Raw genomic sequence first — 17,016 nt, 5'->3', positions numbered from 1 at the left:
CGGCACCGGGTGCTTGCGCCATAAGGATGCCGGAGAGAATGGGGAGGATACAATCTTGGCACATGTGACACGCGGCCTGCTGGCCTCGGCCGTGGCCCTTGCAGCGCTGGGCGCGGCAGGCGCTTCGGCCCAGGCGAGCGATGAGGCGTTTGCCGACCAGATCAGCACCGGCCGGGCGCTGTTCGCCGCCAATTGCGCGGCCTGCCACGGGGCGGACCTGACCGGTGGCCAGTTCGCCACCGGTGTAAAGGGCCCGGCCTTCCTTGCCCGCTGGGGCGGCCAGCCCGCCAGCGCACTGGTCAATTATATCGCCACCTCGATGCCGCCGGGCGGCGGAGGGCGGCTGTCGGCGGCGCAGTATAATGCGCTGGCTGCGCTGATCCTGGCCGAGAACGGTTTTGCCGGGGATGTGGCACTGGCAACGGCCGAGATTCCCCTGCCTCCGCGCGGCCAGGGCGAAGAAGGCAGCGGCCTGGGCCTGCCCGGCGTATCCAGCCGCTACCCCTTCCCCGCTGCCCCGACCATACCGGATCCTTTCGCCGGCTATACCCCGGTGACCCAGGACGAGCTGGTCAATCCCGCGCCCGAGGACTGGGTGGCCTGGCGGCGCAGCCAGCTTGGCCAGGGCTATTCGCCGCTGGCGCAGGTGACCACCCAGAATGTCAGCCGCCTCGCCGTGGCCTGGGCGCAGGCCCTGCCCGCCGGCCCCACGCTGGCCGAGCCGCTGGTGCGCGATGGGGTGATGTATGTCCACGCCTTCGGCGACGAGGTGTTCGCCTTCGATGCCGCCACCGGCCGGCAGATCTGGCGCTATCGCCGGCAATTGCCTGAAGGCACCATGCCGCTGGGCAAGAAGACCATATCGCTTTGGGATGACAGGGTGATCCTGGCCACCAGCGACCTGCACGTGATGGCGCTGGATGCGCGCACTGGCCGCCCGGTGTGGGACGTGGCGATCCCCACGCAGGGACGCGGCGGCCTGCGCCTGAATGGCGGCACGCTGGTGGCCGATGGCGCGGTGATGATCGGCCTCGCCACCCAGGCCGACGAAGGGGCCTTCATCGCCGCCTTCGACGCCGCCAGTGGCCAGCACCTGTGGAGCTTCAACACCGTCGCCCATGCCGATGAGCCGGGCGGTAACACGTGGAACGGCCTGCCCGACAACCAGCGGCGCGGCGGATCGGTGTGGACCAGCGGCAGCTTCGATCCGCAGACGGGCCTTGCCCTGTGGGGCGTGGCGCAGACTTACGACACGGCAGCCCTGCGCGACTTGGTGCCGGGACAGAACAACGACGGGCTGTTCACCAACAGCACCCTGGCTTTCCGCCCGCGCACTGGCGAGCTGGTGTGGTACTTCCAGCACATGCCTAACGACCAGTATGACCTGGACTGGGTGTTCGAGCGCACGCTGGGCGAGGTCAACGGCCGCCACGTGGTGATGACCGGCGGCAAGGAAGGGCTGCTCGACACCCTCGACGCCGCTACCGGGCGCTACATCACCACGGCCGACATGGGCTACCAGACCTTCATCACCGCGATCGACCCGGTGACGGGCCGAAAGCAGGTGGACCCGGCGCTGGTCCCGGGGCGGGACCGTGATGCCGTGTTCATGTGCCCGCACGCGGGCGGCGGCCGCAACTGGAGCCCGGGCGCCTTCGACGATGCCACCGACACGCTGTTCATGAACTATCGCGATACCTGCATGGAGCTGCGCCCGCGCGCCGACGGCGGCTTCCTGTCGACCGGCGTGGACATCTACTATTCCGCTCCGGCCGACAGCGATGGCAACTTCGGCATCCTGCAGGCGATGGACATGGCCACCGGCACCGTCCGCTGGGAGCACCGCCGCCGTGCGCCGTACAACGCCGGGATGCTGGCCACGGCAGGCGGCCTGCTGTTCAGCGGGGCAATGGACCGGGAGTTCATGGCCTTCGACCAGGCGACCGGTCGGCAGGTGTGGCGCACAGGGCTTAGCGGCGTGCCCAACGCCTCCCCCATCACCTACTCGGTGAACGGCCGTCAGTATGTCGCGGTGGTTACCGGCATGGGCAATCCGCTGGCTTTCGGCCTGCCCAACTTCACGCCCGAACTGCCGGTGCCCGAAGTCAACTCGGCCAGCGTCACCGTCTTCGCGCTCGACGGCGGACAGTAAAATCCGGAGGCAAACAAAAGGGCCGCTTCCCGGCTGGGGAAGCGGCCCTTTCCTGTTTCAGGCTGCGAACGACGCAGGGATCAGTAGTAGATCCCCAGCGTGAAGCCGATGGCACGGCCGCAGAACACGATCACCATCCACAGTACCAGCGACAGCACTGCCGACAGCTTCACCGCAGTCGGCGGGCTTGCGGCCGTGTCCCATTGGTCCACCGTCTTGTAGGTGACAAAGTGGAAGAACAGCATGTTCAGGCCAGCCACTGCCATCAGGCCCATCTTCGTCAAGAAGTAGGGGTTGATCATGTAGGAGCTGGTCTTGCTGATCCACAGCAGGGTGCCGGTAATGGCGGCCACGACGAAGGCCATCCAGGTCCACTTCAGCGTGTCTTCCGACACCTTGCGGATCGGCACTGCGGTGCTGGCCCACCCCAGCATGCGCAGGTCCATGACCAGCAGGGTGCCCAGCACGGTGACCAGCGCGATCACGTGGATGGTCTCGATCATGGGGAAAGCCCACAGGCTTTCGGCGATGGAAATACCGAGCGAGGAGTACTCGATCGATTCCCAGATATTGGTCGGTTGCGGATACATTGCGATTACTCCCCCTTACACCGGCACGTAGGCGATCCAGCGACCGCACAGCATGATCAGAGCCCACAGGAAGAGGATCAGCCAGGCGCTGCCCTTCATCCCGCCGGTGACCTGGCCGTCCACCGCGCCCGAAGCACCGGCAGCGCGAACCTTCTTCTGGAAGCCGATCGACAGCAGCACCACCAGCAGCAGGGCCACCATCTTGATCCAGAACACGGCGTTGACCATGTTGCGGATCGGCTCGGCAGTGATCATCAGCAGGCCGCTGATCACGATCACCAGCAGGCCCCACCAGGTCCAACTGATATAACGGTCGGCCTGGGCGGTCAGCGTCTGGTGCGTGCCAGCCTTGCCCAGCACCCGCAGCGACAGCATCAGCGTGGCCCCGAAGGTTGCACCGATACCCAGGATGTGCACCACCTGGGCCAGCGGCACGTTCCAGAAATTCTCGACCATGAAGAGGCTCAGCGGCGTCTCCGTGATCCAGAAGGCGAGGTCGAGGAGAAACGTGTTCCTCAACCAATCCGTTATATTGAACAGCAAATCGAACATGGTGGGCTCCCCCAGATTTTGACTCTACGGTCCGCCACAGTCCTTGCGGACATGACAGCCGGCAACCTTGATCCAGCGCAAACGCGCTAGCGACTCTACAGGTCCCCGCCAAGAGGCAGGGAGCAAATGCGACCAAGCGCGACAATTTATCACAAAGTCACCCTCGACTTTGCCCCGCGCATTTCGCAACGGATGCCGGACAAGTTCAAATGCAGACTCTGTGCGAGGGCTGCTAGAACAGGCGACAGGCCATTGTCAAAGTTGGGTTGCGCCTTTAGGACAGAATCAACGAGCAGCGGCGATCCCAGGGTCGCCCACCTGCTACGGGAGCTGGTCTGAACAGGCGGGAGAAGAGGCGTTATGGCATTAAGCCGATGGTTGACGGGTGCTGCGCTGCTGGCAACGGTGATGACCGGGGCCGGCCAGGCGCAGGATGCCTTGCCCGCCGGGGACTGGCGGACGATCAACCGTGACCTGGCTGCCACCCGCTATTCGCCGCTGAACGACATCAACCGCAGTAACGTGGCCAGCCTGCAGCAGGCCTGGACCTATCCGCTGCGCGCCTTCAACACCGCAGTTCCCCTGGTGGTGGACGGGGTGATGTACATGCCCGCGCAAAATCGCGTGCTGGCGCTGGACGCCGCTACCGGCACGGAAATCTGGGTTCATGAAGTGACCCCTCCCGCCGACCAGGCGCAAGGCATGGGCGGCGGCGGCTTTTCCAGCCGCGGCGTGGGCTACTGGCCCGGCCAGCGCGGGATGGCTCCGCGCATCCTGGTCATGCGGGGCAACAAGCTGATCGCGCTGGATGCCGCCACCGGGGAACCGGTCACCAGCTTCGGCACCAATGGCGAGGTTGAAGTCGGCGTTGCCTATGGCGGCACGCCCACAATCAACGGCAACGTGGCGGTGATCGGCGCGGCCAGCCTGGAGAACCCGCAGGGGGCCGCCGGCAACCCGCGTGCCTTCGACGTGGTGACCGGAGCCAAGTTGTGGGAATTCGACACCACGCCAGATCCCGGCCATCCGGGCAGCGAAACCTGGGGCGCAGGCAGCTCTGCCGGGCGCGGCGGCACCAACATGTGGGGCTTTGCGGCCACCGTGGATGCGGCCAGCAACACCGTTTATCTGCCCATCGCCGGCCCGGCGCACAATTATTACGGTGGCGACCGCCCCGGCAACAATCTCTACGGCAACTCCATCGTGGCCGTGGACATGCGCACCGGTGCCTACAAGTGGCACTTCCAGACCGTGCACCACGACCTGTGGGACATCGACATGAGCCATGCGGGCCCGTTGATTCCGGTGCGCGGGCCGGACGGGCGGCACCAGGCGCTGGCCAATATCGGCAAGTCCAGCCTGTTCTTCCTGATTGATGCGCAAGATGGCGAGCCGGTCCTGCCGGTGGCGGAAAAGCCCGTGCCGCAGGGCAACGTGCCGGGTGAATGGTACAGCCCCACCCAGCCGATCCCGCAGGCCACCCCGCCGCTCAGCCGGGTCAGCATGACCTATGCCGACATCGTCTCGGCCGAAGACACCAACGCGGCGCACTCTGCGGCCTGCCACGCCATGTGGGATCGCGCCGGCGGCTACCTGAACTTCGGGATCTACACCCCGTTCAATTTCCGCGCGGCGGGCGCTCCGGCGCAATCGACCATCCAACTTCCCGGCGGCACGGGCGGGGTCAACTGGGGCGGCCCGGCGGCCGATCCCACCACCGGCATCGTCTATGTCAACGCGCAGGACACCAGCCTGGTCGGTTGGGTTGAACGCGTGGAGGGTGACCGTCCCTACAGCTTCGATGCCACCAGTTCCCCCGCGTATGACCGGGCCAGCGTGGACGGCAAGGGTCCGTTCTTCAGCTTCAGCGCCCCGCTGTCGGGCGAGTACGACGCCAACAACCGCCCGGTGGGCGTAACCGCGCCGTGCTACAAGCCGCCGTGGAGCAGGCTGACCGCGGTCAACGCCAACACCGGCGAGATCCTGTGGGCCGTGCCGCTGGGCACCTTCGATACGCCGGAAGGCCCGCGTGCCTGGGGCAACTCCGGCAGCGCCGGTCCTACTGTCACGGCCGGGGGCCTGGTCTTCGTGGGGGCCACCAATGACCGCCGTTTCCGCGCCTTCGACGCGGCCACCGGCGAGCAGTTGTGGGAAACCGCGCTGAACGGCAACGCCAATGCCAACCCGATGACCTATCGGGGCAAGGACGGCAAACAATATGTCGCCATCAACGCCAGCGGCGTTATCATGGTGTATTCGTTGGATCAGTGAAGTTTTTGCATACAGGAGAGGTTATGCAGGGGATTAAGCGTTTTACGACGGCAGTGGCGGCAGCGGCGCTGATTGCGCTGGGCAGCGGTGCCGCTTCGGCTCAGGACCGCATCGGCGATGCGCCCAATATCAACGGCATCTGGCAGGCGATGAACACCGCCAACTGGAACCTTGAGCCGCACAGCGCCGGCCCGAACCCGGTGGCTGACCGGTTGGTGGGCGCGATCGGCGCCATCCCGGCCGGCCTGGGCGTGGTGGACGGGGGCGAAATCCCCTATCTGCCCGAAGCGCGCGAGCGTCTGGAGCGCAACCGCGCCAATGTGATCCGCCACGATCCGGAAGCCGCCTGCTACCTGCCGGGCATCCCGCGGGCGACCTACATGCCCTACCCGTTCCAGATCATCCAGGGCAACGATGACGACATCCTGGTGGCCTATCAGTATGCCTCGGCCAACCGCGTGATCCACATGGAAGAGGTCGGCATTCCGCCGATCGATACCTGGATGGGCACCTCCTACGGCCAGTGGGAAGGCGATACCCTCGTTGTCACCACCCTCGCGCTGGGCCCGGGCCTGGTAAAGCTGCCGGGCGGCGAGATGGAAGAAGGCGTGACCTGGCTGGACCGCGCTGGCAACTATCTGACCAACCACGCCACGGTGATCGAACGCTTCACCCCGCGTGGCCCCAACCACATGGACTACGAAGCGACGATCGAGGATCCGACCGTCTATTCGCGCCCGTGGACCATTCGCATGCCGCTGTACCGCAACGTCGACGCGAACGCGCAACTGCTTGAGTTCAAGTGCGTGCCGTTCTCTGAACAGCTGTTGTACGGCGACTTAATCGAGGGCCAATCCGCACAGTGATAGAACACTGTGTGGGGTTGTCCCGCCTGACACACTGAAGAGTGAAACCAAGGAGTTACCTGCCATGCAACTGAAGAAGCTCAGCGCTGCCGCGATCGGCGCCGTGCTCGCGGTGACGGCGGTGGGGGCGGCAGCCCACCACTCGTTCGCTACCGAGTTTGACCGCAACCGCCCGATCCGACTGGAAGGCAAGGTGGTGATGTTCGAGTGGGTCAACCCGCACTCGTGGATCCACATCGACGTGCGCCGCAACGGCCGTGTCGAGCGCTGGCGCGTGGAAGGCGGTGCCCCCTCGGCCCTGCTGCGCCGTGGCTGGAACAGGAACTCGCTGCCGGCTGGGACCGACATCATCGTGGACGCCTTCCAGGCCCGCGACGGTGACACCCGCGCCTCGGCTGCCGAAATCCGCTTCCCGAACGGTCGCGAGCTGTCGCTCGGCAACCCGACCACGGAAGCCGTGGCCGCTGCCGCCCGCCGCGCGCAGGGCAACTAATCCGATCATCGTCGCCTCCGGGCGAGCGAGACGAAGCGGGGGTTCCTTCGGGAGCCCCCGTTTTCGTTGGTGGGCCTGACAGCGAATGTCATCGAGATAACGATCGGCGTCGCTTGCGGACCGAGTGGCAATCGGCCAGTCCCCGGGGGCGTCATCTTTGGGAAATTGACTACACATGCATACCGCCATCCGCACTCTGGCCGCTGCCCTCGGCCTGGCCGTCGCCACCCCGGCACTGGCAGCCTGCCCGGTTGGCCAGTACGAAGCGGTCGGCTGGAATCCCGGCGGACCGGCCGATGGCGAACCCAGCTACCAGGCGCGCGTGACCATTGCGGAACGCGGGGCCGACGTGTGCACCATCGACTGGGTGGTCGGCCGCAACCAGCGCTTCTCCGCCGTGGCCCTCTATGACGAGCGCACCCAGCAGCTTCACGGCTCCTACGCCAACCTGGAGGAAGGCTGGTTCGGCGTAGTCAGCTATCGCCGCGAGGGCGACCGGTGGATCGGCGAATGGGCCATCTACAACACCGGCACCAGCGACCGCGGGCGCGAAATCTTGACACGTCGCCGCTGAGCCCGGTTCGTCGCTCGATCCTTGCCAGCAGGTCGCGCGCGGGCAATACCGGCGCCAACCCCCTGGAGAGGAAAGACATGATCGTGACCCGCGCTGCCCTGGGCACCAGCCTGCTGCTGGCTTCTGCCGCCCCCGCCTATGCCCAGGACACCCCCGCCCCGTCGTGCCTGCCGCAGGCAGCCTTTGCGATTCCCGAATACACCTCGGTCGAACAACTGCCCGACGGACGCGTTACATTCCGCCTCTGCGCGCCCGAAGCGGACGACGTGCGGGTGACCAGCAACGACCTGGATCCGTGGGTTCCGGCGGGCTTTGCCCCGGGGACCGAGCGGGGTCTTGCCATGACAAAGGACGCCACCGGCCTGTGGAGTGCGACCACCGCGCTGCCCGTTCCGGCGGACAACTATCGCTACAACTTCCAGATCGATGGTGTGAAAGTGCCTGATCCGATGGCGACCACCTTCAGCCGCGAGCGGGTGGGCGTCAATTCAACGGTGGACCTGCCGGGCGAGGCCGGTGCCTTCCAGGCCTGGCATGCCGATGTGCCGCACGGCACCGTGACCCGCGTGGATTACTGGAGCGAGCCGCTGGGCGTGCGGCGCGGGGCCTATGTCTATACCCCGCCCGGCTACATGAACGGCACCGATCGCTACCCGGTGCTCTACCTGGTGCATGGTGCCGGCGATTCGGCGGATAGCTGGACGCAAGTGGGCCACGCCAACACGATCATCGACAACCTGATCGCTGCCGGACGCGCGCAGCCAATGATCGTGGTCATGCCCTTTGGCCATACCCCGCAGCGCGCCGATGCGCCGCTGGCAGGCCTGCTGGCCAATGGCGATTTCGGTGCAGATCTGCATCAGGCGCTGATCCCGCAGATTGACGGCCAGTTCCGCACCATTGCCGATGCCGACCACCGGGCCATGGCGGGCCTCAGCATGGGCGGCGCGCACACCATCCGCTTCGGCCTGACCCGGCCCGATGTGTTCAGCCGCCTGGGGATCTTCTCGATGGGCCTGGGCATGCAGCCCGGCGACGTACCGGACTATGTCGCCGCCAACGATGCTGCCCTGCGCCGTTCCGCACAGGAACTGGACCTGGTCTATTACGCGATGGGCAAGGACGATTTCCTTTATGGCACCGTGGCCCCCACGCGCGAGATGCTCGACCGCTATGGCATTGCCTATCACTATAACGAGACCGACGGCGGCCACACCTGGATCAACTGGCGGCGCTACCTGGCGGACTTCGTGCCGCGGCTGAACTGGGGCGACTAACGCAGCCAGCGCTGCAAGCGGGGCCGTACGGTCAGGAAGCGCAGGTACATCGCCTCAAGCAGGGCCAGCACCCGGCGGTTGCGGGCGAGCAGCCCCAGCGGGCGCAGCAGCGGAATGGCCCGCCACATCGCCGCAAAGGCCGCCGCGCCGCTGAGCAGGCGTCCATCCTCCAGCGCGTGAAAACGGGCCAGGGCCTCCTGCCGGGAAACGGGGCATGACTGCCCCTCGGCCCCGTGCAGGTCGACAAAGGAAATGGAACCGCGCCGGTCCAGCCGCCGCAGCAGGGCGATCTCGCGGCGGCACAGCGGGCACTGGCTATCGTGCCAGACTGTCACCCGGCCCTGCGGCATGGCGGCTTCCTCCTGGAGGTGGGACACCGCAGCCGGTGGAGTGGAGTGGGAAGTCGGCAGCGGGACCTTTGAGGGGGGAAGGTATGTCCCGCCACAGCCCGGCTGCGGTGCATGGTCCTGATGCAACACATCGCCGGAAGGGGAAACATGGACCTTGGCCCATGCCGACCAAGGGCGGGGGTTCAGATGCCCGCTTCCACCGCCAGCCGGATCATGTCGGCCGAGCTTTGTACGCCCAGCTTTTCCATCGCGATACCGCGGTGCATCTTCACCGTCTTCTCCGACAGGCCCAGTTCCCAGGCAATCTGCTTGTTGCGCAGGCCACCCGCCACCAGCCGCAGAACCTCAAGCTGGCGCGGCGAAAGCTGGTTCACCCGCTCGGACGCACGAGCCCGGCGGTTAACACTCGGGCCGGGCGACCCTTCTGCAAGTTCCACCTGCGAGCCGACGAAGTATTGCAGCTCGTCCTGCTCGTCGAAGATCGGGGCCACCAGCACCGCGTTGCGGAAAGGGGTGCCATCCTTCTTGTAGTTCAGGATCTCTACCAGCACCGATTTCCTGTCGCGCACTCCCTCCCGGATCACGTCGGTCAGCCAGGGTTCGGTGGCCGGGCCGGCCAGGAAGCGACAGTTGCGGCCCAGCACCTCTTCCACTCCGTATCCCGTCAGGTCCAGGAAGGCCTGGTTGCAGGCGATGATGGGGTTATCGGGCTGGCGCGGATCGCTGATCACCGAAGCGATCGGCGAAGCGGCAATCAGGTTGGCCACCTGTTCGTCCGCTGCGAGATTGAGGACTTGTCCCATGCCAGTAAGTGTAGGTGTTATCAGCGCCATTTACCATAGGCTGAATTGTCTTGATACGCGATGATTCAGGCGCTTTCGCGGGCAATGATGCGGAAGCCCACATCGATCAGGCGCTGATCTGGCAAGGTGCCCTTCTGGTGGCTGGTGATGGCGGCAATCGCCTCGCGCGCGATGCGCCGCCCGTCCACATCTACGGTAGTGATGGTGGGGCGCATCTCCCCGGCAATCGCACTGTTGCCAAAGCCCATTACTGCCAGATCATCGGGCACGCGCAGCCCGGCCGATTGCGCCTCGATCACCAGGCCCATTGCCAGGTAATCCGATCCGCAGATCACCACATCGGGCATCTGCGGCAGGCGACGCATCTCGGCAAAGGCACGACGAGCGTGGCCAAAGCGCGAAGGGATGTCGACGGTAGACAGGCTGGGCTCGCCGCTGGCGATCTCGCGCCACTCGGCCAGGAAGGCATCGCGCCGTTCCATCGCCCGGGCCCCGTCGGCAGTTACCAGATGGGGCCTTCGGTATCCGCGCGAGACGGCAAAGCGGGCAATATCGCGCCCGGCGGCGGCGTGCGAAAAGCCTACGGCAATGCCAATGGGATCGGCGGGAAGTTCCCATATCTGGATGAACAGCGCGGGGCTGCGCCGCACCAGTTCGCGGGTTTCCGCATTGAGCGGGCCCGACGAGATCACCGCATCGACCCGGCGGCTCAGGGCATCGCGGATCAGTTGTTCCGTGCGCTCGGCGGATACGCCGGTGATCCCCAGCATCACGTTGAGGCCGGCGGTGGACAGGTCCTCCACCATCGCCTCGATCGTGTCGTTGAACATCGAATCGCTCAAGTGCGGGATCAGCACCGAGACCATGCGGCTTTTGGAGGAAGCCAGGCCGCCCGCCAGCATGTTGGGGATATAGCCCGTCTCGGCAATCGCCTCGCGGATACGCTCCGCCGTGTCAGGCGCGACCACGGCGGCATTGTTGACGAAGCGGCTGACGGTGGCGGTAGAAACACGGGCACGCTGGGCCACGTCTTCCAGAGTGGGGTTGCGCGCCGGCATGGTCATCCGGCGCAGATAAGCCGATCAGGGCAGGAAGCGCAATGGCACGCTGATCGCGCCGATTTCCGGCCAGCGCGCGGGCACCGGCTCGCCCGCCAGCTCGAACCCGCCCGGGGTCGCTTCCAGCAGCGCCTGCAGCATGACCCGCAGTTCCATGCGCCCCAGGTGCCGCCCGGGGCAATGGTGCGGCCCGCGCCCGAAAGCCAGGTGATCGGCAATGTTGGGCCGGTCCAGCTCGAAGCTGGAGCCATTGGGAAACACCGTCTCGTCGCGGTTGGCCGAGGCATAGACCAGCGCAATCGCCTCGCGCTCCGGGATGGTTACATCGCCGAATTCCACCGGGTGAACCGCCGTGCGGGCAAAGCCGCGATAAGGCGTATAGAGCCGCAGGAATTCCTCCACCGCGGCACCGATCCGCTGAGGGTTGGCGCGCAGGAAATCCTGCAGGGCGCGATCGCGCGAGAGGTGCACGGCAATGCTGCCCGTGGTCACCGTGGGGGCCACGATCCCCACCACCAGGACCTGGCGGACCATGCCCACGATCAGTTCCGGGTCCAGCGGCTCGCCCCGGTCGCGGTTGGCGAGGAGCGCTGTGGTGATATCGGTCGCCGGGTCCAGCGGGTGTTCCTGCCGCAGGGCGATCAGCTCGCGCGCCATGTCGTACAGCGTCAGGCTGGTGCGCTTCATGGCCTCGGGATCGTTCAGGTTTACCGCAAGGATGAAAGCGCGTCCGGAATCGTGCAGCCGGTCCACCCAGTTCTCCGGCACGTTCATCCATTCGCCGAACACCTGAACCGGCAGGTAACTGGCCACCTCGCCGCAGATGTCGCCCCCGCCCCGCTCCACCAGCGGGCGCAGCAGCCGGTCCGCGCAATCGCGCGCATAGCCGGCCAGTGCCTCGGAACGCTCGGCCGATAGCAAGGGTGTCAGGGTGCGGCGGTAGGGGGTGTGTTCCGGCGGATCGAGATGCAGCGGCGGCCGCCGACCGGTAAAGGCCACCTTGGGCACCACGTTCTGCACGGATGTGACGAAAGTGGCCGGATCGCTGGCCGCGCGCTTCACGTCCTCATACCGGGTCAGCGCCCAGAAGCTGCCCATCGCATCGGTGTGGGCCACCGGGCAGCGGCTGCGCAGACTTGCGAACTGCTCCCACGCGCTGTCGAACGTCTCGACCGGATCGGGCTGGAAATCGATGGTTCGCGTTGCCATGATGCTGCGGCATATGGCTCGACGGGAATACATGCAAGCGCTATCATTCCCCGACAGACCAAGGGAGAGGGTATGACAGCCACCGGCACCGCCGCAGGTTCCGCGAAGGATATGGAACAGATTGTCGGCGGCCGCGTGCTGTGGCGGCTGGTGTTGCCTTGTGCGCTGTATATCCTGGTGGGCGCGATCGACCGCACCAATGTCGGGTTTGCCGCCCTGCACATGAACGCCGAGCTGGGTCTCAGTTCCAGCCAGTATGGCTTTGGTGCCGGTGTGCTGTTTGTCGGCTACGTTCTGGCCAAGTATCCCAGCGTGCTGGTTTACGAGGCGCTGGGCTTGCGCAAGTGGCTGGCGCTGATCAGCTTCGTCTGGGGCCTGGCCGCCTGCGCGATGGCCGCGATCCAGACCGATTGGCACCTTTATGCCCTGCGCGTGCTGATCGGTTTTGCGGAAGGGGGCCTTTCGTCCGGCCTGATGATCTACCTCAGCCACTGGGCCACCGAGCGGTGGCGGGCGACGATCCTGGCCATCCCGATCATGTCGATCTCGGTCGCCCAGGTGATCGGCGCCCCCCTGTCGGGCGTGCTGCTTGACCTTGATCAGCCGCTGGGCATGAGTTCGTGGCGCTTCATGTTCCTGGTGGAAGGGCTGCCCGCGCTGGGCCTGGCGCTGTTTGCCCTGCTCTATTTCGTTGATCGGCCGACTGAGGCCCGCTGGCTCTCGCCAGACCAGCGCACCTGGCTGGCCGCCAACACCCGTGGCGCTGCCGATCCGAAGGCCCAGCAATCGCGCGAGGGACGCTGGGACGCCTTGAAAAGCCCCGTGGGCTGGACCTGCGCGGCGATCTGGTTCTGCATCCTGGCCAGCAATTACGGCATCATCTTCTGGCTGCCCCAGATCGTCAGCGGCATGGCCGGCCTCACGCCCACGCAGACCGGACTGGTGGTGGCCCTGCCCAATTTCGCCACCGCCATCGGCCTGGTGCTAAACGCCCGCCACTCGGACAAGACCGGCGAGCGGGTGCTGCACGTGGCCATTCCCGCGCTTGCCGGCGGCATCGGCCTGGTGGTGGCCTACCTGGTGGGTCCGGGTCTGCCGGGCCTTGCCATGCTGATCATTGGCGGAGCCTGTACCGGTTGCACGGTGGCGGCCTTCTGGGCCATACCAACCAAGCTGTTGCCGCCGCAGGCATTGGCGATGGGGGTGGTGATGATCAACATGGTTGGCAGCTTCGCGGGCGCGACCGTCCCCGCTGCCATGGGATGGCTGCGCGACCAGAGCGGGTCGTTCCTGCCGCCGACCTTGCTGCTGCTGGGCATCGCCACGGTCTGCGCCACGCTGTGCCTGGTCGCCCGCCGCCAGTTGCGGCAACTGGACGCCACTGCATGACGCTGAAGGCCGGCCGCGGGACGATCCTGCTGCTGGCGGCCATTGCTTCCCTGGGTTCGCTGGCCACGCAATTGCTGGTCCCCGCCCTGCCGGCCATCTCGCGCGACCTGGCTTCCGGGCCGAGCGATACGCAACTTGTGGTCAGCCTGTTCCTGATCGGCCTTGGCCTGGGGCAATTGCTCACCGGGCCGCTGTCCGATCGCTATGGGCGGCGGCCGGTGCTGCTGGCGGGTCTGGCGATCTATTGCTGCGGGTCGGCCCTGGCTGCCGTTGCCGCCAGCCTGCCGGTGCTGCTGGCGGCGCGACTGGTTCAGGCGGTCGGCGGCGCGGCCGGCATCGTCGGAGCGCGTGTGCTGGTCCGCGACCTGTTCCCGCCCGAGGAAGCCAGCGCCCGGCAGGCAACGCTGATGGCCGTGGTGCTGATTTCCCCCGCTGTGGCCCCGGTAGTCGGCGGACTGCTGACCGACTGGACCGGCTGGCGGATGCTGTTCGCCATGCTGGCCGCAGGCGGAGTTGCCTGTTCGTTGCTCGTGCTGGCCACCCTGCCCCGCCACCCTGTGGAGTTGGAGCAGCACAGCCGCTGGACGCTGCGCCGGAGCCTCGTTCAACTGGTTCGCAACCGGCGTTTCCTAGCCCTTTGCGTCACCGTGGCCGCAGGCAGTTCTGCGCTGTACATCTACCTTTCCAGCGCGCCCTTCCTGCTGTCGCGCGATTTCGGCCTGTCAGCCCGCGATGTGGGCCTGTGCCTGATGGCCGTGGCTACAACCAGCATTGGCGGCACCTTCCTCGTCGCCCCGCTCGACCGGCGCGGGCGGGCGCTGATGACCGGCTCGGCGCTGACGGCCGCCGGCGGCATTGCCTTGATGCTGGCGGCCCTTTCTGGCGTCACCAGCCTCGTCGGCTTCCTGTGTCCGACGATGATCCTGGGCCTTGGCGCGGGGATCAGCGGGCCAGCGGGATTTGCCCGCATTACCGGTGCACAGCCCGGCATTGCCGGCACGGCCACGTCTATCGCCGGCGCTTTCCAGATGCTGGTCAGCGCGCTCAGTTCATGGCTTTTCAGCCATTTCGCACCCTTAGACGAGGTGAAGCTGGGCATCGGCCTGACCATTGCCGGGCTCGTTGCGGCAAGTGCGGCAATTGTGTCACACCGGGCGGGAGCCCGTGCAAGGGCTTGCATAACGCGCACGTGGACCTATTGATGCGGGCATTCCGGGAGTGGAGGACTCTTATGAACCGCATGATTTACAAGACCGGCCTGGCCATGCTGCTGGCCGGCGTTTCGATGCCCGCCCTGGCCCAGAGCGATGCGGCCGGCGAGACCGGCGGCCTGGACCAGATCGTAGTTACCGCAGAACGGCGCGAGCAGAACCTGCAGGACGTGCCGATCGCCGCTACCGTGCTGACCGGCGAACAGTTGCAGCAGCGCGGCGTCGTCAACCTGAACGATGTGCAGCAGGTTGCGCCGTCGGTGGCGATCAACACTTTCAACCGCTCGACCTACATCAACATCCGCGGCGTGGGCATCGCCCAGTCCGCCCCCACGTCCAATCCGGGCGTCGCATATTACATCGATGGTCAGCTGATCCCGCACGAACAGTTCATCGGCCACAGCTTCTACGACATCGGCACCATCGAGGTGCTGCGCGGTCCGCAGGGCACGCTGACCGGCCAGAATTCAACCGGCGGCGCGATCTACGTGCGCACCCCGGCGCCGGAATTCGAATCATTCAGCTTTGGCGGGGATTTCACGGTCGGCAATTTTGACCGCTACCGCGCTGTGCTGACCGCCAACCTGGGCGTGGAAAATGCCGCCGTGCGCATCGCCTATGTGCACGACGAGCGCGACAGTTTTACCACCAACATCGCCCCCAACGCGCAGAGCCAGCCGGGCAACATGGAACTGGATGCCGTGCGTGTCACCGCGCGCGCCCAGTCGCCCGAAGGCAACCTGACGCTGAACCTGCGCGGCGAATACTTCAACATGCGCAGCGACAACAACGCGGTAAAGCGGCGCGGCGATACCGTCAGCACCGATCCGTTCGTGATCCAGGAGGATGCGCTCTCGTTCCTCAACCAGGCCGGCTATCGCGTCTCGGCCGAGCTGGAATACGAAGTGACCCCGAACGTCGGCAGCCGCATGCTGGTCTCGTTCCAGGACGGCTATACCCACGACCAGACCGATGGCGATCGCACCGCCACCGCAGTTGGCGTGCCCGCCAATCTGCCCACCAACGGCACCAACACGCGCAACTTCCCCGGCCGCGTGAGCGTGGGCGACACGGTATTCGAGACCTTCACGGCAGAATTCAACCTGCTGTCGCTGGACGAGGGTCCGTTCCAGTGGGTGTTCGGCGCCTTCGTGATGGACGAGAACGTGCCCGTCACCCTGCTGCGCGACAACCGCAACACGCGCAACTTCGTCTCGTCCAGCAGCGACATCATCGCGCGCGCGATCAACACGTCGCAATCGGTCTTCGGCCAGGTGAATTACTTCCTGACCGACAGCCTGGAAGTGCTGGCAGGTGCGCGGCACAGCTGGGACAAGCAGGTCTACACCCGCTTCGCCGTTCCGCGCGGTCCGGGGCAGACCTTCGTCCTGCCCTATACCAGCGATTTTTCCAGCAGCGAGTGGACCGGCAAGATCGGCCTCAACTATCATCTGGCCAACAATGGCCTGCTCTATGTCTCGGCTTCCAAGGGCTACAAGGCAGGCGGCGTCAACCTGACGCCTGATACCGCGCCGTTCCTGCCGGAAACCAACAAGGTCTACGAAGCCGGCTTCAAGACGGAACTGCTTGATCGGCACCTGCGCCTGAATGGTGCGGTGTTCATGTCGGACTACCAGGACATCCAGCTCGCCAGCCTGGTCGGCGGCCTGCCGGTGACGCAGAATGCCCTGGCCGGTGAAAGCTGGGGTGCGGAGCTGGAAGCCACGGTGCAGTTCGGCGGCTTCCAGGCCAATGGCGGCCTTGGCTATCTTGATGCAGAATTCTCCAACGGAGCCTGCATCTCGGACACCAACTCGCCCGGCACGGACGTGGGCTGTCCCACCAACCTGCGCTTCGTGCCCAAGGGTGCGGTGCTGCCGTTCTCGCCCGAATGGACGATCAATGCCGGCATGCAGTACACTTTCGCGCTGGGCAGCGTGGACGTGACCCCGCGCGTGCAGTGGTCGCACCTCTCCGGCCAGCTTGCCACCCCTTTCGTCTCGGTGAACACCATCGTGCCGGGGCGTGACCTGCTGGATGCGCGCATCACCTTCGACATCGGTGACCGCTACAAGCTGGAAGCCTTTGCCAACAACCTGACCGACGAGGTCTATATCGCCTCGCAGATCCAGAACAGCTCCAGCGCCGATGGCGGCATCATCTATGGTGCGCCGCGCACCTATGGCCTGCGCCTGAAGGTCGAATTCGGCGACTGACCGTT

Annotated in this window: 15 protein-coding genes; 9 read left to right on the top strand and 6 right to left on the bottom strand. The window is 66.0% G+C overall.

All coding sequences use genetic code 11. The features are described 5' to 3' along the window. The first annotated feature begins 64 nt into the window (after positions 1-64). On the top strand, positions 65-2,152 hold the full coding sequence (locus GRI99_RS10130; RefSeq protein ID WP_337192903.1) for an outer membrane protein assembly factor BamB family protein: 2,088 nt from the start codon (positions 65-67) through the stop codon (positions 2,150-2,152). Positions 2,153-2,232: 80 nt separating this feature from the next. Here the strand turns inward: GRI99_RS10130 and GRI99_RS10125 are convergent, their stop codons facing one another. Together GRI99_RS10125 and GRI99_RS10120 are read right to left on the bottom strand one after the other, a co-directional pair. After that, positions 2,233-2,742: a DUF6644 family protein gene (locus GRI99_RS10125; RefSeq protein WP_160771923.1), complete on the bottom strand. Its 510-nt coding sequence runs from the start codon at positions 2,740-2,742 to the stop codon at positions 2,233-2,235. A gap of 15 nt (positions 2,743-2,757) precedes the next feature. Beyond that, on the bottom strand, positions 2,758-3,294 hold the full coding sequence (locus tag GRI99_RS10120) for a DUF6644 family protein (RefSeq protein WP_160771922.1): 537 nt from the start codon (positions 3,292-3,294) through the stop codon (positions 2,758-2,760). 360 nt (positions 3,295-3,654) lie between these two features. Here GRI99_RS10120 and GRI99_RS10115 point away from each other — a divergent pair, with 360 nt between their 5' ends. The 5 genes from GRI99_RS10115 (at position 3,655) to GRI99_RS10095 (ending at position 8,775) form a co-directional block, all read left to right on the top strand. Then, positions 3,655-5,565, top strand: coding sequence for an outer membrane protein assembly factor BamB family protein (locus GRI99_RS10115; RefSeq protein WP_160771921.1), 1,911 nt, complete (start codon positions 3,655-3,657; stop codon positions 5,563-5,565). A gap of 23 nt (positions 5,566-5,588) precedes the next feature. Beyond that, positions 5,589-6,431, top strand: a complete 843-nt coding sequence (locus GRI99_RS10110) for a hypothetical protein (RefSeq protein ID WP_160771920.1) — start codon at positions 5,589-5,591, stop codon at positions 6,429-6,431. Between the two features lie 64 nt (positions 6,432-6,495). Further along, positions 6,496-6,924, top strand: a complete 429-nt coding sequence (locus GRI99_RS10105) for a DUF6152 family protein (protein ID WP_160771919.1) — start codon at positions 6,496-6,498, stop codon at positions 6,922-6,924. Positions 6,925-7,099: 175 nt separating this feature from the next. Beyond that, positions 7,100-7,498, top strand: a complete 399-nt coding sequence (locus tag GRI99_RS10100) for a hypothetical protein (RefSeq protein WP_160771918.1) — start codon at positions 7,100-7,102, stop codon at positions 7,496-7,498. Between the two features lie 77 nt (positions 7,499-7,575). After that, the gene (locus GRI99_RS10095) at positions 7,576-8,775 is read left to right on the top strand and encodes an esterase (RefSeq protein ID WP_160771917.1); all 1,200 of its coding nucleotides are present in this window, start codon (positions 7,576-7,578) and stop codon (positions 8,773-8,775) included. Here GRI99_RS10095 and GRI99_RS10090 read toward each other — a convergent pair. The 4 genes from GRI99_RS10090 to GRI99_RS10075 all read right to left on the bottom strand — a co-directional run bounded on the left by GRI99_RS10090 (position 8,772) and on the right by GRI99_RS10075 (position 12,195). Next, on the bottom strand, positions 8,772-9,125 hold the full coding sequence (locus GRI99_RS10090) for a thiol-disulfide oxidoreductase DCC family protein (protein ID WP_160772015.1): 354 nt from the start codon (positions 9,123-9,125) through the stop codon (positions 8,772-8,774). The genes GRI99_RS10095 and GRI99_RS10090 overlap by 4 nt on opposite strands. A 182-nt stretch (positions 9,126-9,307) precedes the next feature. Beyond that, entirely contained in the window at positions 9,308-9,928 is a 621-nt protein-coding gene (locus GRI99_RS10085) for a LuxR C-terminal-related transcriptional regulator (RefSeq protein WP_160771916.1), read from the bottom strand. 65 nt (positions 9,929-9,993) lie between these two features. Beyond that, positions 9,994-10,992 carry a LacI family DNA-binding transcriptional regulator gene (locus tag GRI99_RS10080; RefSeq protein WP_160771915.1) on the bottom strand — a complete coding sequence of 333 codons (999 nt, stop codon included), beginning with the start codon at positions 10,990-10,992 and terminating at the stop codon, positions 9,994-9,996. A gap of 18 nt (positions 10,993-11,010) precedes the next feature. After that, positions 11,011-12,195, bottom strand: a complete 1,185-nt coding sequence (locus GRI99_RS10075; RefSeq protein ID WP_160771914.1) for a cytochrome P450 — start codon at positions 12,193-12,195, stop codon at positions 11,011-11,013. Between the two features lie 72 nt (positions 12,196-12,267). Between GRI99_RS10075 and GRI99_RS10070 the strand changes: the two genes are divergently transcribed. From GRI99_RS10070 to GRI99_RS10060, 3 genes are read left to right on the top strand one after another with little or no spacing between them, the layout of a single operon-like run. Then, entirely contained in the window at positions 12,268-13,584 is a 1,317-nt protein-coding gene (locus tag GRI99_RS10070) for an MFS transporter (RefSeq protein WP_160771913.1), read from the top strand. Beyond that, positions 13,581-14,786 (top strand): Bcr/CflA family efflux MFS transporter, encoded by a 1,206-nt coding sequence (locus GRI99_RS10065; protein WP_160771912.1) that lies wholly within the window; start codon positions 13,581-13,583, stop codon positions 14,784-14,786. The genes GRI99_RS10070 and GRI99_RS10065 overlap by 4 nt, the downstream gene beginning before the upstream one ends. Positions 14,787-14,815: 29 nt before the next feature. After that, on the top strand, positions 14,816-17,011 hold the full coding sequence (locus GRI99_RS10060) for a TonB-dependent receptor (RefSeq protein ID WP_160771911.1): 2,196 nt from the start codon (positions 14,816-14,818) through the stop codon (positions 17,009-17,011). Positions 17,012-17,016: the final 5 nt, after the last annotated feature.

It is taken from the genome of Alteraurantiacibacter buctensis (assembly GCF_009827655.1).
Taxonomy (GTDB): domain Bacteria; phylum Pseudomonadota; class Alphaproteobacteria; order Sphingomonadales; family Sphingomonadaceae; genus Alteraurantiacibacter; species Alteraurantiacibacter buctensis.
This window is presented reverse-complemented; position numbering and strand designations above follow the sequence as displayed.

What these genes read in the sequence shown, in the direction of transcription:
- GRI99_RS10125 (WP_160771923.1), bottom strand. Translation starts at nt 2,742, where the DNA reads ATGTATCCGCAACCGACCAATATCTGGGAATCGATCGAGTACTCCTCG.
- GRI99_RS10120 (WP_160771922.1), bottom strand. Translation starts at nt 3,294, where the DNA reads ATGTTCGATTTGCTGTTCAATATAACGGATTGGTTGAGGAACACGTTT.
- GRI99_RS10115 (WP_160771921.1), top strand. Translation starts at nt 3,655, where the DNA reads ATGGCATTAAGCCGATGGTTGACGGGTGCTGCGCTGCTGGCAACGGTG.
- GRI99_RS10110 (WP_160771920.1), top strand. Translation starts at nt 5,589, where the DNA reads ATGCAGGGGATTAAGCGTTTTACGACGGCAGTGGCGGCAGCGGCGCTG.
- GRI99_RS10105 (WP_160771919.1), top strand. Translation starts at nt 6,496, where the DNA reads ATGCAACTGAAGAAGCTCAGCGCTGCCGCGATCGGCGCCGTGCTCGCG.
- GRI99_RS10100 (WP_160771918.1), top strand. Translation starts at nt 7,100, where the DNA reads ATGCATACCGCCATCCGCACTCTGGCCGCTGCCCTCGGCCTGGCCGTC.
- GRI99_RS10095 (WP_160771917.1), top strand. Translation starts at nt 7,576, where the DNA reads ATGATCGTGACCCGCGCTGCCCTGGGCACCAGCCTGCTGCTGGCTTCT.
- GRI99_RS10090 (WP_160772015.1), bottom strand. Translation starts at nt 9,125, where the DNA reads ATGCCGCAGGGCCGGGTGACAGTCTGGCACGATAGCCAGTGCCCGCTG.
- GRI99_RS10085 (WP_160771916.1), bottom strand. Translation starts at nt 9,928, where the DNA reads ATGGGACAAGTCCTCAATCTCGCAGCGGACGAACAGGTGGCCAACCTG.
- GRI99_RS10080 (WP_160771915.1), bottom strand. Translation starts at nt 10,992, where the DNA reads ATGACCATGCCGGCGCGCAACCCCACTCTGGAAGACGTGGCCCAGCGT.
- GRI99_RS10075 (WP_160771914.1), bottom strand. Translation starts at nt 12,195, where the DNA reads ATGGCAACGCGAACCATCGATTTCCAGCCCGATCCGGTCGAGACGTTC.
- GRI99_RS10070 (WP_160771913.1), top strand. Translation starts at nt 12,268, where the DNA reads ATGACAGCCACCGGCACCGCCGCAGGTTCCGCGAAGGATATGGAACAG.
- GRI99_RS10065 (WP_160771912.1), top strand. Translation starts at nt 13,581, where the DNA reads ATGACGCTGAAGGCCGGCCGCGGGACGATCCTGCTGCTGGCGGCCATT.
- GRI99_RS10060 (WP_160771911.1), top strand. Translation starts at nt 14,816, where the DNA reads ATGAACCGCATGATTTACAAGACCGGCCTGGCCATGCTGCTGGCCGGC.